Origin of the sequence: Sphingobacterium chungjuense (assembly GCF_011316935.1) — a bacterium.
Classification (GTDB): domain Bacteria; phylum Bacteroidota; class Bacteroidia; order Sphingobacteriales; family Sphingobacteriaceae; genus Sphingobacterium; species Sphingobacterium chungjuense.
In genome coordinates this window covers 871,372-886,623 of the sequence record NZ_WLYS01000001.1, presented here as the reverse complement: position 1 = coordinate 886,623, position 15,252 = coordinate 871,372, and the positions used below count along the sequence as shown (strand labels likewise).

The window sequence follows — 15,252 nt, the reverse complement described above, 5'->3', positions numbered from 1 at the left end:
TAGATTTAGTATGGTGTGGTAGCGTTAGGATCGTCCATATCGGTTAGGTTTACCGCTTCGACAGAAACAATCTCCGGAACTGCCTTTTTGATGGCTTGCTCCAAACCTGCTTTAAATGTCATGATACTCATGGCGCAGTTTGCGCATGCACCCAGCAATTTTAGCTTCACAACATTATCCGCAGTAATCTCTTCCACACTCACATTCCCTCCGTCTGTCTCTAGATAAGGTCTGATGGTATCTAATGCCTGCTCAACTCGCTCGTGTAAAGTCATTTTACTATTAACTATTATAATTATGGTATAAAGATAGTCAATTTTATCCAAACAGCTACGTATCGAACATTTAATAAAACACTGTAATGACTAAAGTTTTTACAGAGTTAAAGAATGTTAAATAGGTGATAGCTAAACGTTTTGTGTACTTTATTAAATTACCTTAGATTCGAAAAATAAATTGATTATTAGTACGAATTGAAGTATCTTTGCAAAATGTTTTCACATAAACGTATCTGGTTTTTTTGTCTCGGCACGGTGCTGGTATTGGGTCTAGGCGCTTGTAAAAGTCGCTTTGAGAGGTTGCGTGCGAGTAACAATATCCAGATGAAATACCTAGAAGCGGTGAAATATTACGAAGCAGGAAAGTATTCTAAAGCTTCCGTTCTTTTTACCGATTTGCTAAACAAATACCGCGCAAGCGCGGAAGCAGAAGATTTAAGTTATTATACGGCATACACATCGTATCGTATGAAGGATTACATTTCTGCTCGCTACCACTTCAAAACATTTGCACAGAATTATCCGAATAGCGCACGCGCGGAGGAATGCCGTTTTATGTCGGCCTACTGCTTTTATATCGATTCTCCCCGCACCAATCTGGACCAAGAAAACACGTACAAAGCTATTGATGAGCTACAGCTATTTGTGAACTTGTACCCTGAATCAGAGCGTAGCGAAGAGGCGTCTGATTTGATCCAAAATCTACGCAATAAGTTAGAGAAAAAAGCTTTCGACAATGCCAAATTGTATTACAATATGGCGCAACCAGCCGATTTTAGAGCGGCCGTTATCGCTTTTGAAAGTATGCTTAGACAGTATCCTGATACGAAGTATGCAGAAGAGGCAGAATATTTGATCGTACGCTCTCAGTACATGTTTGCTGAGCATAGCGCATTCTTCCGTCAAGAAGAGCGTTACAATGATGCTATTGATTACTATCAGAGCTTCGTGCAAAACTATCCGGAAAGCAAATACGTGAAAGAGCTCGAAACGTTACGTCAAAGTGCAGAGCGTAAAATCGTTCTTGCGGTCAAACAGACTGACCAAATGAACGAAGCTAGAAAGAAACACGAGGAAGAACTTGGTATTGCAGGCGGTCCTGATGCTGCCAGTGCAAACGAGGCACAATAAATAATAACAACACGAAAAATACGATAAACTATGAGTCATAATTCATCAACTGTCCCTAATAGTACGGTAACACGCGATTTACGCGATCTAGACACTGGTACTGATAACATCTATGAGTCTATCGTAGTAATTAGCAAACGTGCTAATCAGATTGCAGTAGATATTAAAGAAGAGTTGAGCGGCAAGCTAGCAGAGTTTGCAACGAGCAGCGACAACTTAGAAGAAGTATTTGAAAATAGAGAGCAAATCGAGATCTCTAAGCATTACGAGCGTTTGCCGAAACCAAGCTTGGTAGCGATCGACGACTTTTTGCACGACAAAGTGTACTTCAGAAATCCTGCTAAAGAGCAAGAATAATTTCATGTCTTCTTTGCAGGGCAAAAATATTGTTTTGGGCGTATGCGGCAGTATTGCCGCATACAAATCTGCCCTACTTGTCCGATTATTGATCCACGAAGGCGCTTCCGTCCGTGTGATTATGACACCTGATGCCACCGAGTTTATCACTCCACTCACACTGGCAACATTATCCAAACAACCCGTTCTTGTTGATTATTTCGATCCGAAAACCGGAGAATGGAGTAATCATGTTCAAATTGGTCTAGATGCGGATTTGATCGTGATTGCGCCAGCTTCTGCGAACACATTGGCCAAAATGGCAAACGGACTTTGCGACAATTTGCTCGCGGCCGTGTATCTTTCCGCCAAGTGTCCGGTTTATTTTGCTCCCGCAATGGATCTCGATATGTGGAAACATCCGGCAACTAAACGAAATATTTCTTTACTGCAATCTTACGGTAATCAAATTATCCCTCCGGGAAATGGAGAGTTAGCGAGCGGTTTATCAGGAGAAGGGAGATTAGCAGAGCCAGAAGAAATCATTGCTTTCCTGCAACAGCAATCTTCCGAACAAAACGAAGGCGACAAGCCTTTTAGTGGCCTAAAGGCTTTAGTGACGGCAGGGCCAACTTATGAAGCCATCGATCCCGTGCGATTTATCGGTAATCACTCTAGTGGCAAGATGGGTTATGCCGTCGCCAAGCGATTGCGCGATCTTGGCGCGATGGTTACGCTAGTTTCTGGTCCATCACATGAGATTGTACCAGAAGGTGTAGATCTTATTAAAGTGCAATCAGCAGCAGAAATGTTGGCCGCCTGTCAGGATCACTTCCAATCGTCTGACATTGTGGTGATGAGCGCGGCCGTAGCCGACTATACACCCAACGAATACGTTGATCAAAAGATCAAGAAGATAGAGGATTCTTTCTCGCTTCCGCTAAAACGCACTACCGACATCTTAGCAACCTTAGGTCAGCAAAAAACAGATCAACAAACTTTGGTAGGTTTTGCGCTGGAAACCAATGACGAACTAGCTAATGCAAAAAGTAAATTAGCGCGCAAAAATCTAGATTTCATAGTCTTAAACTCAACCAATGACGCTGGAGCAGGATTTTCGACCGATACCAACCACATTACCATCATCGAAAGAGATGGACAAGAACATCGCTACGAGTTGAAAAGTAAAGATGCCGTAGCTTCCGATATTTGCGAGCATGTCTTAGCGCATCGCCATTCCTTATAGGTTAGAGATCCGTAATTCTTTGGGATAATAATTGTTGATTCGGTTGGGCAATGCCTTAATCCAGCCGAGATTCACACCATGATAACGCACCAATAACCAGCCCGTTTTTCCAGAATCATTTACAGTCGCGTCAAGATTTTCCTTTCGCAGAAATTGTAAAGCCGTTTCTCGATCTAGTTCGACTCCTGAAATATCTGCACGAACACGTGTGCTCAATGCTAAATCATGTGCAGGTATTAATTCCCGACCCGTCCATTTACCCAATCGTGTGCCCGCATTTTTTAAGTACAGAATCTTCTGCATGAACTCCAGTTCAAGCTCATACTTTTTAGGGAAAGCATGTAATTGGTCGTTATGTAGAAAACCATACAATCCTTCATCATTCACCCACTTGCACAGTTCCTCTTTGGGCGCATTATTTTTCTCGGATTTCATCTTCTTTCTACTGAAAGTCGACTGCTCGCCCTTCTTTTGCAGCACGGCAAAGAAGAATCCTTCGCCCTTTACTTCGTGTGGGTAGAATCGATATCCAGACACATCATCTGCTTTTGTTGTAGTAATCCCCCATTCCGCAGGTGGATCAAGCGATATCGAGGTCAAATCAAATTCTGCGATCATCCAATGAATTATTTCTTCATTCTCCTCCCGAGAATAAGAGCAAGTCGAATAAAACAGATAACCATCTGTTTTTAGCGATCCAATCGTATCGGCCAAAATCCTGCGTTGGCGATCGGCACAGAGCTTTACATTGGCTTCCGACCATTCATCGATCGCGTCGTGATCTTTGCGAAACATGCCTGAGCCAGAGCAAGGTGCATCCACCACTAACAAATCAAAGAAACCGGGCAACCGCCCAAAAGAAACTGGATCATTATTGGTGACTACGACATTTACTCCGCCCCACTTCATGCTATTTTCTTCTAGAATGTTCGCGCGTGCTTTGATGATTTCGTTAGAAACCAATAGAGAATCTTCCGAAAGGTAGGATTGTAATAAAGTGGATTTGCCACCCGGCGCTGCACATAAATCTAGCGCTAGGAGTGGTTTCGTATCTAAGCCTAGCGATTGTAAGGCAAAAGCCAAAAACATCGAACTTGCTTCCTGCGAGTAGTAAGCTGCGGCATGATACAATGGATCAAGCGTATATATTGGTCTCTTATCCAGAAAGTATCCGCGATCGCACCATGGCACGCGTTCCGAAATAGATAAAACGGATGTGGGATCAGGTAATTTCGCGGAGTTTACCCGAATGGAGGAGATTTTCTGTTCATTCTCATGCACCTTAAGAAAAGCTTGCATATTGAACTCAGGCTCTTCATTTAAGCGATTGATCAGCTCGTTGGGCAGGAAGTTACTCATACATCAAAGTTAGGATAAAAAACACAAATCATAAATATTGCCCTATCTTTGGTGCATGAAGCATTTCAAGAAATATTACACCTTGGCAGCTACGCCCGAAGAAGTCTATCTAGCGCTTACGACAGAAACCACGATTCGACTATGGACGGGTGATATCGTAACGATTGATGCTCAACCGAATGGCGAATTTTCGATGTGGGACGGTGCGATCACTGGTCGTTTTCTGGAACTGATTCCTTCGCAGAAGATGGTCCAAGAATGGTATTTCGGCCAGCAAGATGAGCAATCAATCGTAACCATCAAATTGCATCCACATAAGAAAGGTACTTCCTTTGAATTGCAACATGCCAATATTCCAGAGGAAGCATACGAGGAAATCGTGGACGGCTGGAATGATGTATATATGCAGAGCTTAATCGAATTTTACAACGAAGACGACACTATCTAGTCTCGTTAATCGTCTCGTAAACCGCATCTTGTATGCGACTACGAATGTTGAGATCATACAATTTATTGGATACATCTGGATATACGCGATTGGAAAGAAATATATAGACCAATTGATTCTTTGGATCGATCCACAGGCAAGTGCCCGTAAAGCCCGTATGTCCATAAACGGATTCATTTGCTAATTGCGAAGGATACGCCTTACTGGTATCCATATCATAGCGATCAAATCCTAATCCGCGCCGACTGGTCAAGGATTGCCGAGAAGTGAATAAATCGACCGTCGCAGATTGGAAATAGCGCACACCGCCATAAGTTCCACGATTCAACAGCATTTGTCCATAAATGGCGAGATCATTGGCCGAAGCAAACAAACCCGCATGGCCCGCCACACCATTCGCCATCGCCGCGCCTTGATCATGTACATATCCTTGCAACAATTCTTTTCGAAATGTGGTATCATTTTCTGTAGGAACCAATCGATCTTTCGGAAAGCGCTTTCGCGGATTATAACCCGTCGTTTGCATACCAATTCGACCGTAGAGCCATTTTTGTAAGTACGGTTCTATTCTCTCATTCGTTACCTTTTCGGCTACCTCTTTCATGGCATACATGCTGATATCTGAATAGACATACTTACCCGCATCTTTAATAGGCGAAGCCAACATTTTGGGCCACATGATCTGCTCATAATATCCATTGCGGAGAAAAGCATGATCGGCCATTTGCACACCATGTGTGGCCGAAGCTTCGCGCTGCACATCTTCTGGCTTAAGATCACGATAGAAAGGAATATAAGGTTCAAAACCACCTTCATGCAATAGCACCGTTCGTAAGCTCGTTTTTGCCTTGTTGCTACGGCTCGCTGCCGGCAAATAAAATCCCAAAGTGCTATCCAACTGCACTTTTTTGGTTTCGTACAAGTGCATCATCAAAGGTGTAGTGGCTGCGATTTTGGAAACGGAAGCTAGATCAAAAATATCATTTGATGTGGTGCGCTGCGATTTATCATAGGTATGAAAGCCATACGCTTTTTCTAGTAGCACTGCGCCATTTTTGACAATCATCACCACCATGCCAGGCGTAGCTTGTTCTTTCATCGCTTCATCAGCAATCGCATCAATCTTTCTGGTCATCTTCATGACATCTAGTCCCCAAGATTGTACTTGACCATCATCATATTGCAATCGTGTTTGGGCGCGTTTGTTCTTCCCAGAAGTAATCGGCAAACCGCCAAAAACAGACATCGCCATATCACGCTGAGCAGCTTTCGTTTTAACAGGATTACGCAGATGAATCATATCAGCCGTCAAACCGGCGGGCAGGCTGTAGCTATTACCTCCTATTTCGCAAAACACAATAGTTTGTCCTTTTGCCGCGTACGTGCGCAGTCTGGAAAGGATATCACTTCGCAGTTCACTTCGCTCCGCAACAACCAAAATGACTTGCGATTGCGTTACCACAGATCCTAGTGAAGCAAATGAAAATGCTCCAATCGGGGCATACCGTTCGGCCTGCCGAATAAACGCTTCGTATTTTTTGGTGGAAGGCGTGATGATCACCAAAGATTGCTTGGAAAGATCTCCAACTGGCAAAAAGTTTTTGCTGTCCGCTAATAGCTCGGTGCGATTAGTAACAGGAGGTTCGGCAGCGAAAACACCCGCATCACAGAAAACGGTGAATATCATCACCAAGATGATCGACGATAACCTAAACATGATGGCAGTTTTGCAATGGTTTTTCATGGTGATACTATTTGCTGATCGTGTTAACAAGATAAGCATAATGCCCTGCTTTTGCGGCATTGCATTTCAAGGCATTTTTATCTATGTTTGACTCAATGCCTGAATCGATCGATCATAAAACTGTATTTTCCTTACTCGAGGTTTCTCGAAGTATTCAGAAAACCATTAGCGATCGCTACCAAAGTTTGTATTGGATCAAGGCGGAGATGAATAAGCTGAACCATTATTCGCATTCTGGACACGCTTATCCAGAATTGGTGGAGAAGAAAGACGGAAAAGTGGTCGCCGAGATGCGCTCCATCTTATGGAAATCTGATTTTGCACGGATTAACAAGCAGTTTTTGGAATTGTTGCAAGAACCGCTGCGCGATGGAATCACGATTTTGTTCCAAGCAGGGATTTCGTACGATCCGCTGTACGGTTTCAGTTTACGCATTGTAGACATTGATCCGGCTTTCGTGTTGGGCGAACTGGAGAAAGAGAAAAAAGAAAGCGTGCGCCGATTGCAGGAAGAAGGCGTGTTTTTACTCAATAAGCAGCTTAAACTAGCTCGTCTACCCAAACGATTGGCCATTATCTCGGTAGAAACGAGCAAAGGCTTATCGGATTTCAACAAAATCATTAACCAAAATCCGTGGGGATACCGATTGGAAATGACCTTATTCCCTGCGCTGCTTCAAGGTGATAAATCCATTCCTTCGATCATTGCACAATTGGCCAATATTGCGGAAAGAGCAGAACTCTACGACGCGGTGGCGATTATCCGCGGTGGCGGTGGTGAGGTCGGCCTTTCGAGCTACAACAATTATCACTTGGCCAAAGCGATCTGTATTTTCCCTTTACCCGTGCTTACTGGCATTGGGCACTCTACCAACGAAACGGTCTCTGAATTAGTTTCCTATAAAAATGCCATCACACCAAGTGAACTGGCCGATTTTCTGCTGCAACGCTTTCACGATTTTGCCATTCCGCTCGATCAATTAATCACACGGACAATAGATGGAGCACGACGGCGATATGAACAGGAAAAAGATGCGCTAAAACAAATCTCGAACGCCTTGAATTGGCAGAGCAAACAGCCTTTGCAAAGACATCGTCTGTTTCTAGAAGATTTCCACCAACGATTAGCCCGTGCGAGCGCTCAGAAAATTCGCGAGCAGCATACGGCGTTGCAACATATCACACAACTTGTTCAATTATCGGATCCCAAACGCCTACTGCAACGCGGATTTAGCATCACGCGTATCAATGGAAAAGCGGTACAAAGTACAAAAAAGCTGCAACCCGGCGATGTGATCGAAACTCATGTATTGGACGGACATTTTACGAGTACCATAAACGACTTGACTCATGGAGAATAACTATACGTATGAAGATGCATTTGCAGAATTGCAACAGATTGTCGTCGATATGGAATCTGGCGAAATTGATATCGATAGTCTTTCCGAAAAGATCCAACGCGCTTCCGATTTGATCGCAGTGTGCAAAGCGAAACTCACTCGTAGCGAGGAGGAAGTGCAGCAATTGCTTGCCAAATTGGCCGACGATCCCGCCGAAAACCAAGAGGACGGACTAGCGGATATTAGGTAGTTTTTGTGTAATTTTGCGATCTATGCAAAAGAAGTCTGCGCACGACGCGAAATCACACATTTTAATCAAGGGAGCCCGGGTCAATAACTTAAAAAATATTGATGTCGATATCCCGAAAAATAAGCTGGTTGTCATTACTGGAATGTCTGGTTCTGGTAAATCTTCGCTCGCTTTTGATACGCTGTACGCAGATGGCCAACGACGTTACGTCGAAAGCCTTTCGTCTTATGCGCGCCAATTTATGGGTCGGATGAACAAGCCGGAGGTGGACTACATCAAAGGCATTGCGCCAGCGATCGCTATTGAGCAAAAAGTCATCACCAGCAATCCGAGATCCACGGTGGGTACTTCTACCGAAATATACGATTACCTGAAATTATTATTTGCACGTATCGGACGCACATTTTCGCCCGTATCTGGTCGCGAGGTGACCAAAGATTCGGTGACCTCCATTGTTTCTGATTTGACGAACCGTCCTACGGACAGCACCTTTACGATATTTTGTCCACTTATTCCGCTCAACGGCCGCAAGCTAAAGGAGGAATTATCCGTTTTATTGCAAAAAGGTTTTGTCCGTGTCTTTTACAAAGAGTCTATGCACAAAATCGAGGCGCTGTTGGAAGATAGCAGCATTCGCAATGCTGCCTTTGGCTCGGAAGATGTGGAAATCGTGATCGACCGCATTCGTTGGGATGGCGAAGAAGATACCGTAAACCGGATGGCGGATTCGATACAAACGGCCTTCTTTGAAGGAAAAGGCAATTGTACGGTGGATATTGATGGCACGCGCCACACCTATTCAGACAAATTTGAGTTAGACGGAATTACTTTCGAAGAGCCATCACCCAACTTCTTTAGTTTCAACAATCCATATGGCGCGTGTAAGCGTTGTGAAGGCTATGGCAAAGTGATTGGCATTGATCCCGATTTAGTCGTTCCAGACAAAAGTAAATCGGTATACGATGGCGCTATCGCGCCGTGGCGCGGTGAAAAGATGAGCATATGGCTCGACGCCTTGGTGAAAACGGCATTAAAATTCGATTTCCCAATCCACCGCTCGTACAACGAATTGACCAAAGCACAACAAGAATTACTTTGGACGGGAAATAAATATTTCCGTGGATTGAACGATTTCTTCAAAGAGCTGGAAGAGCAGACGTACAAAATCCAATATCGGGTGATGCTTTCGCGCTACCGCGGAAAGACAGATTGCCCAGAATGTCATGGTTCGCGCCTGCGCAAAGACGCGACATACGTGAAGATCGCAGACAGATCTATCATTGATATTGTGCTGCTACCGATCGATGAAGCACTGGTTTTCTTCGAACAACTCTCCCTCTCCGAGCAGGAGCAAAAGATTGCAAAACGCTTATTGGAAGAAATCAGCAACCGCATCAAATTTTTGTGCGACGTAGGTCTACGCTATCTCACCCTGAACCGACTGAGCAATAGCTTGTCTGGTGGAGAATCCCAACGCATTAACTTAGCCACTTCCTTAGGCAGTTCATTGGTGGGATCTATTTACGTATTGGATGAGCCAAGTATCGGATTACATCCGCGCGATACGCAACGCCTCATTGGTGTTTTGAAATCGCTGCGCGATGTCGGAAATACCGTGATCGTGGTAGAGCACGAGCAGGAAATGATGGAAGCGGCGGATTACCTCATCGATATTGGTCCGGAGGCCGGAATAAACGGTGGCGAATTGGTGTTTGCCGGCGATTATAAACAGATTATCACAGACAAAAAAAGTCTGACCGGACAATACCTGAGCGGCAGCATGACCATTCCAGTTCCGGCAACACGCCGCAAATGGAATGATTCGATTCGCATCTTGGGTGCGCGGGAGAATAATTTGCAAGGCATCAACGTGGAGTTTCCATTACATGTATTTACCGTGGTTACGGGCGTATCGGGCTCCGGTAAAACGTCTTTGGTAAAACGCATTCTCTACCCTGCTTTGCAAAAAACTTTAGGCAACTATACAGGTGACCAAACTGGCTTATTTGACGCCATGAAGGGCGATACCGAACGCATTGAACAAGTGGAAATGGTGGATCAAAATCCAATTGGCCGATCGTCGCGTTCTAATCCAGTGACGTATGTAAAAGCGTGGGACGAAGTGCGCGCTTTGTATGCCGGTCTTCCAGCAGCAAAGGCCGGCGGTCTAAAACCAGCGGCTTTCTCCTTCAATGTGGAAGGCGGTCGTTGTGACGTGTGCCAAGGTGATGGCGAGGTGAAGATTGAAATGCAATTCATGGCCGATATTGTATTGCCATGTGAAGCTTGTGGTGGAAAACGCTTTAAGCAACATGTCTTGGATGTACGCTATCAAGAGAAAGATGTGTCTGAGGTATTGGAACTGAGTGTAGACGAAGCATTGGTATTTTTTGCCGACCAACCCAAAGTAATCGCAAAACTACAACCATTGCAAGATGTGGGCTTGGGTTATGTAAAGCTGGGACAATCATCAAGCACGCTTTCGGGTGGTGAGGCACAGCGGATCAAGCTAGCATCTTTCCTAATCAAGGGCAACAATAGCAAGAAAACCTTATTCATCTTTGATGAGCCAACGACGGGTTTGCACTTCCATGATATTCTGAAACTCTTAAAATCCTTTGATGCGCTAATCGCACTGGGTAATAGTATCTTGGTGATTGAGCACAATATGGACATGATCAAATCGGCCGATTGGGTGATAGATATTGGTCCGGAAGGTGGTCAGCTAGGTGGAGAATTGGTTTTTGCGGGCACGCCCGAACAATTGGTGAATTGCGAAAAATCGTACACCGGACAATTCCTTAAGGATCATTTGCCGAAGGCATAAGTGCACTGCGCCATGCAAACGGATATTTTTTCGTAATTTTGTACATCATTTAGATTATCTGAGCGGCTATGCTATCGAAGAAAACAAAATACGCTATTAAGGCACTCATGCTTTTAGGGAGAAACTATGGGAAGGATCCGATGCAGATCGTCAAGATTGCTGATGAGGAGCGTATTCCTAAAAAATTCTTAGAGCAAATCTTGTTGGAGATGCGTAACGCGGGCATGTTGTACTCTAAAAAAGGTGCTGGTGGTGGCTATAGTTTGAATAAATCACCAGAAGATATTTATTTATCTCAGGTCATGCGCCTTATTGATGGGCCGATCGCTTTATTGCCTTGCGTGAGTCTTAACTTTTATCGCTCGTGCGACGAATGCATGGAAGAACGTGTTTGCGGGATCCGTGATACATTTACTGACGTGCGGAATGCCATGCTACAGATCTTGAATGACACCAGCATTGCTGCCTTGATTAACAAAGAAAAAGAATTAGATCTGCACGTCCCCGAAGAAAAGCAATAATACAGAGCTGCACGAAAGAACAACCTACAATACTTCCATCAATTTCTCGAAAGCCATTCCGCGCGAACCTTTCAACAGAATAAAGCTTTCGGCTAATTGTTGCTCGCGCAGAAATACCGCCGCTTCTTCGGTCGTGGCGAAGAAATGATCTTGCCCATTGTCTTGCTGAAAAAATGCTTTCCCAACGAAAATGCACAAATCTGCTGGGATGGTTTCCGCCTGTCGGATCACAGCAAGATGCTCTGTCGCGCTCTCCGCTCCCATCTCAAACATATCTCCCAGAATAATCACTTTTCTAGAGGCCGTCACCACTTTCATATTGTCTAATGCTGCCGCCATGCTGCTGGCATTTGCATTGTAAAAATCTGCGATCACGGTATTTCGCGCTGTTTTAGTAACTTGTGAACGGTTGTTTTGCGGGGTATATTTCTCTACGCCAGCATTGATCTGATCGGCAGATAAGCCCAAACTGAGTCCGATCGCGATAGCCGCCAAGATATTCTCGGTATTGTACGAGCCAGTCAATTTGGTCGAGATCGATTGATAAGCACCGCGATTCACCTTCCATTCGATCTGCAAATAAGGATCTGCGGTTAGCAGCTTGCCAGACACGTCGTATTCTTCTGATGTGCCGTATCGAATCACTTGGTTGAAGTGTTTGTCATTGGCCATGCCGATCAAATGTGTATTGTCTGCCTGAATAAACAAGGTGCCTTGATGATCTGCCAAGTAAGTATACAATTCTCCTTTAGCCGTTTTTACACCTTCGAACGAACCGAATCCTTCCAAATGTGCTTTACCGACATTGGTGATTAGACCTAAAGTTGGTTGTGCTAAACTAGATAGGAAAGCAATTTCACCTACGTGATTCGCCCCCATTTCAATAATCGCTATTTCTACCTCAGCGCCGATGCTTAAAAGCGTTAGTGGCACACCGATATGATTATTTAAATTGCCTTTGGTGGCCAATGTCCGATATTTTTCGCTGAGCACGGCGTAGATCAATTCCTTGGTTGTGGTCTTGCCATTCGTGCCGGTAATACCGATCACTGGAATGTTCAGTTGCTGCCGATGATACTTTGCCAACTCTTGCAACGTCGTGAGCACATCATCTACCAGAATGTACTGCGTTTCGTTTTCTTGATAAGCCACTTCATCAATCACGACATATTTGGCACCACTGGCAAGTGCTTGTTTGGCAAAGTCATTGCCATTGAAGTTGCCGCCTTTCAGCGCGAAGAAGATGCAATCTTGGCTAATTTGCCGCGTATCGGTACTGACTTGTGGAAATTGCTGATATATCTGGTAGAGTTGTTCGATCTGCATGAGCCGGTTTATTTACCACAAAAATAAATAAAAAACCGATGCGATCTATGCAAGGAATATTTCTGCAATCATGCATCGTGCACTCCCACCACCATACTTCTCAATCGTGTACAATGGCGTATGTAGAAGCTCGCCGTGTGCAGCTAGCTTTTCCTTCTGCGCATCGGTGAAGTGTTTATACGCTTGCTCACTCATCACGATCAATGGATCTCCCTCTGTCTTCGTGCGCAACTCCAAGATATTCCCACAAAAATGGTTCATTTGCTCTTCGCTAATCTCCACAATCTCGCGACCGCTGTCTTCGAGCGCTTGCTGCACTTTTTTACGCTGCTCACTATCTCTGATAGAATCCAGACAGATCACGGCAAATGTCTTTCCAACTGCCATCATCACATTGGTATGATAGATGGGCAATGGATCGCCATCTACTTCTTGAAAGGCCTCGAACACGACTGCTTTATAATGCAGATCTTCGCAAAAGCGATCTACTAAAGCCGGATTAGCCCGTGGTGACAAAGAACAATAGGCCACGCCGTTAATCCGATCTAAAACCAATACGCCCGTGCCTTCTAAGTAGTAATGTTGATCTTCATAAATAGAATAATCTATGATCTGATCGTATGGCAAACCTTCTTTTTGCAAAGCGCCGAGCACATTCAGGTTGCGTTCCAGCCGCCGATTTTCGGCATACATGGGATATAGTACGGCTTTGCTTCCGTGAAAGGAAATAACATTATTTGGAAAGATGCTGTCAGGGGTATCCCATTGGCCGCTATCTTCTACAGTGATGACTCGAACATCATTGTTTTGCAATAGTTGCGCCATGGCATTGAACTCCGCCAAAGCTAATTGCTGCGTATTATCTTGCGTGTCTTCGGCAGTTTGGAAATAATTATTGACCGCAGTATCTTCATTCTTACGAAATTGGGATGGTCGCACCATCAAGATCGTATCCGTAGTTTGTTTCATAAGCTTAATCTCGATAAAGTGGTAAAGTGGAACATCGAAGCAAACCTTCTTGTTTACCAATTTCGTGATAGGGTATTTCTTCTACGTGCAATCCTTGCGCTCGCAACCAATCGTTTAACCGTGTGAATTGCTTTTCGGAAACCACGACCTCCGGTGAGATAGAAAAGACATTGGAATACATCTGATACATCTCATCAGCGGTGATCTGGAAAAGGTTTTCTAGACCAAATAGGTCCACCAAAAATTGATATTCTACGGGGTTGCGAAATCCACCTTCATAAACAATGGCTTTATCTACGCCTACAGGTTGAAAACAGCAATCCAAATGCAAGGCATTGGCGCGCGCATTGGTCATGGATTTTACCAGATCAAATGACTTTACTTTTTTTTCTGGGAAAAGATCCTGCATAAAAGCAATGGCCGCCGTATTGGTTCGCGCGGTATTATATTGACTGTAATCTGCTCCGGTATAGGTTCCGATCAGCAAATAATCGTTCCACACTAAGACATCTCCGCCTTCGATATGCACTTCCTCTGGCGGAAAAACTAATTTCCTCGGATCAACCTGTTTCACGATTCCTTGAATCGCTTCCCACTCATCCGCCCGATCGGGCAATATGTTCGCCTTCACGAAGACATCGTCCACCACAAAACCGATATCTCTGGTAAAAATCTGATTCATGTTGTCGACCAGATTAGGACGCAGTACTTCCACATCATACTTTTCAAGCACGTGTTGAAATGCAGTGAGTTCTTTCACCATATCTGCTTCTACGGGATAAGTGCCGGCTTGAATATGTTCCAGCGATTTGGGATCGTAAGCTTCCGCTTCTGTTGGCGTTGCACCATTAGAATCTGCTCGACCCAAAATTACGGAGCGCAATCGGTTCGTTTCATTGTGTATAGCAAGCTTTAACATACTTTCTAGTTAGGGGATCCATCTCGCTTAAATTTACGCAATTATTTTGAGCCTTTGGGTAGCGACAACTTATAAAGATTAATAAAGATCTCACCAGTAAATCTGTTCCCCAAAGTAGCTGTGCGACTCTCCAAACATAAAAAGTACAACAAACGGATGAAGTAGTTTTCGAGAAACTGAACTCTTTTGTAAAAACACTGGATCTTCAAAATACTCCTATTCAAGAATGCTGGCGTTGCGCTGATGGAGTCGATTACATCTTGTAAGCTCCGAAATGGGTCGAATAGTATAGAACACAGCATCTCATTAAACACCGACGATAAAGTCCGCCAAGAATTTGTCGAATTTTTAGAATCTTTATAGTGTTTTTTGTCTTTGAGTTCTTTGGTAGGCAGTACTTAAAATATGTTTTAAGTAGGCTATTGTACTGTTGAGAATAAATGAATTACAAGGCTCTTTTTTCGTCGATAAAAATCGTATTTTTGCACCATCAAAATGTTCATGAAATAGCAACCTGTTAAAAGCGATTAAAACAGATGCTAGAACAATGTAAATGAA

Annotated in this window: 14 protein-coding genes; 8 read left to right on the top strand and 6 right to left on the bottom strand. The window is 44.1% G+C overall.

Annotation, left to right across the window (positions count from 1 at the left end):
- Nucleotides 1-5: 5 nt before the first annotated feature.
- Entirely contained in the window at nt 6-275 is a 270-nt protein-coding gene (locus GKO22_RS04040; protein ID WP_166332782.1) for a NifU family protein, read from the bottom strand.
- Between the two features lie 216 nt (nt 276-491).
- Here GKO22_RS04040 and GKO22_RS04035 point away from each other — a divergent pair, with 216 nt between their 5' ends.
- From GKO22_RS04035 to coaBC, 3 genes are read left to right on the top strand one after another with little or no spacing between them, the layout of a single operon-like run.
- Nucleotides 492-1,409: an outer membrane protein assembly factor BamD gene (locus GKO22_RS04035; protein WP_166332781.1), complete on the top strand. Its 918-nt coding sequence runs from the start codon at nt 492-494 to the stop codon at nt 1,407-1,409.
- 30 nt (nt 1,410-1,439) lie between these two features.
- Nucleotides 1,440-1,766 carry a DNA-directed RNA polymerase subunit omega gene (locus GKO22_RS04030; RefSeq protein WP_116775435.1) on the top strand — a complete coding sequence of 109 codons (327 nt, stop codon included), beginning with the start codon at nt 1,440-1,442 and terminating at the stop codon, nt 1,764-1,766.
- 4 nt (nt 1,767-1,770) lie between these two features.
- Nucleotides 1,771-2,991, top strand: a complete 1,221-nt coding sequence (gene coaBC, locus GKO22_RS04025; protein WP_166332780.1) for a bifunctional phosphopantothenoylcysteine decarboxylase/phosphopantothenate--cysteine ligase CoaBC — start codon at nt 1,771-1,773, stop codon at nt 2,989-2,991.
- On the opposite strand, the gene GKO22_RS04020 is transcribed toward coaBC, so the two are convergent.
- Nucleotides 2,986-4,350: a methyltransferase RsmF C-terminal domain-like protein gene (locus tag GKO22_RS04020; protein ID WP_166332779.1), complete on the bottom strand. Its 1,365-nt coding sequence runs from the start codon at nt 4,348-4,350 to the stop codon at nt 2,986-2,988. The two genes, coaBC and GKO22_RS04020, sit on opposite strands and share 6 nt — an antisense overlap.
- 55 nt (nt 4,351-4,405) lie before the next feature.
- On the opposite strand from GKO22_RS04020, the gene GKO22_RS04015 reads away from it, so the two are divergent.
- Nucleotides 4,406-4,798 (top strand): SRPBCC domain-containing protein, encoded by a 393-nt coding sequence (locus GKO22_RS04015; protein ID WP_166332778.1) that lies wholly within the window; start codon nt 4,406-4,408, stop codon nt 4,796-4,798.
- On the opposite strand, the gene GKO22_RS04010 is transcribed toward GKO22_RS04015, so the two are convergent.
- Nucleotides 4,791-6,542: a serine hydrolase domain-containing protein gene (locus GKO22_RS04010; RefSeq protein WP_166332777.1), complete on the bottom strand. Its 1,752-nt coding sequence runs from the start codon at nt 6,540-6,542 to the stop codon at nt 4,791-4,793. The two genes, GKO22_RS04015 and GKO22_RS04010, sit on opposite strands and share 8 nt — an antisense overlap.
- Nucleotides 6,543-6,625: 83 nt before the next feature.
- Here GKO22_RS04010 and xseA point away from each other — a divergent pair, with 83 nt between their 5' ends.
- From xseA to GKO22_RS03990, 4 genes are all read left to right on the top strand, one after another.
- Nucleotides 6,626-7,903: an exodeoxyribonuclease VII large subunit gene (gene xseA, locus GKO22_RS04005; protein ID WP_240920100.1), complete on the top strand. Its 1,278-nt coding sequence runs from the start codon at nt 6,626-6,628 to the stop codon at nt 7,901-7,903.
- Nucleotides 7,893-8,132 (top strand): exodeoxyribonuclease VII small subunit, encoded by a 240-nt coding sequence (gene xseB / locus GKO22_RS04000; protein ID WP_166332776.1) that lies wholly within the window; start codon nt 7,893-7,895, stop codon nt 8,130-8,132. The genes xseA and xseB overlap by 11 nt, the downstream gene beginning before the upstream one ends.
- A 22-nt stretch (nt 8,133-8,154) precedes the next feature.
- Nucleotides 8,155-10,959: an excinuclease ABC subunit UvrA gene (gene uvrA, locus GKO22_RS03995; RefSeq protein ID WP_166332775.1), complete on the top strand. Its 2,805-nt coding sequence runs from the start codon at nt 8,155-8,157 to the stop codon at nt 10,957-10,959.
- 68 nt (nt 10,960-11,027) lie between these two features.
- Nucleotides 11,028-11,480 carry an RrF2 family transcriptional regulator gene (locus GKO22_RS03990; protein WP_166332774.1) on the top strand — a complete coding sequence of 151 codons (453 nt, stop codon included), beginning with the start codon at nt 11,028-11,030 and terminating at the stop codon, nt 11,478-11,480.
- 24 nt (nt 11,481-11,504) lie between these two features.
- Here the strand turns inward: GKO22_RS03990 and GKO22_RS03985 are convergent, their stop codons facing one another.
- The 3 genes from GKO22_RS03985 to GKO22_RS03975 are packed head-to-tail and all read right to left on the bottom strand — an operon-like array spanning nt 11,505 to nt 14,694.
- Nucleotides 11,505-12,806: a UDP-N-acetylmuramoyl-tripeptide--D-alanyl-D-alanine ligase gene (locus GKO22_RS03985; protein ID WP_166332773.1), complete on the bottom strand. Its 1,302-nt coding sequence runs from the start codon at nt 12,804-12,806 to the stop codon at nt 11,505-11,507.
- Nucleotides 12,807-12,851: 45 nt separating this feature from the next.
- Nucleotides 12,852-13,775: a citrulline utilization hydrolase CtlX gene (ctlX, locus tag GKO22_RS03980; RefSeq protein WP_166332772.1), complete on the bottom strand. Its 924-nt coding sequence runs from the start codon at nt 13,773-13,775 to the stop codon at nt 12,852-12,854.
- Between the two features lie 4 nt (nt 13,776-13,779).
- Nucleotides 13,780-14,694 carry a dimethylarginine dimethylaminohydrolase family protein gene (locus tag GKO22_RS03975; protein WP_166332771.1) on the bottom strand — a complete coding sequence of 305 codons (915 nt, stop codon included), beginning with the start codon at nt 14,692-14,694 and terminating at the stop codon, nt 13,780-13,782.
- Nucleotides 14,695-15,252: the final 558 nt, after the last annotated feature.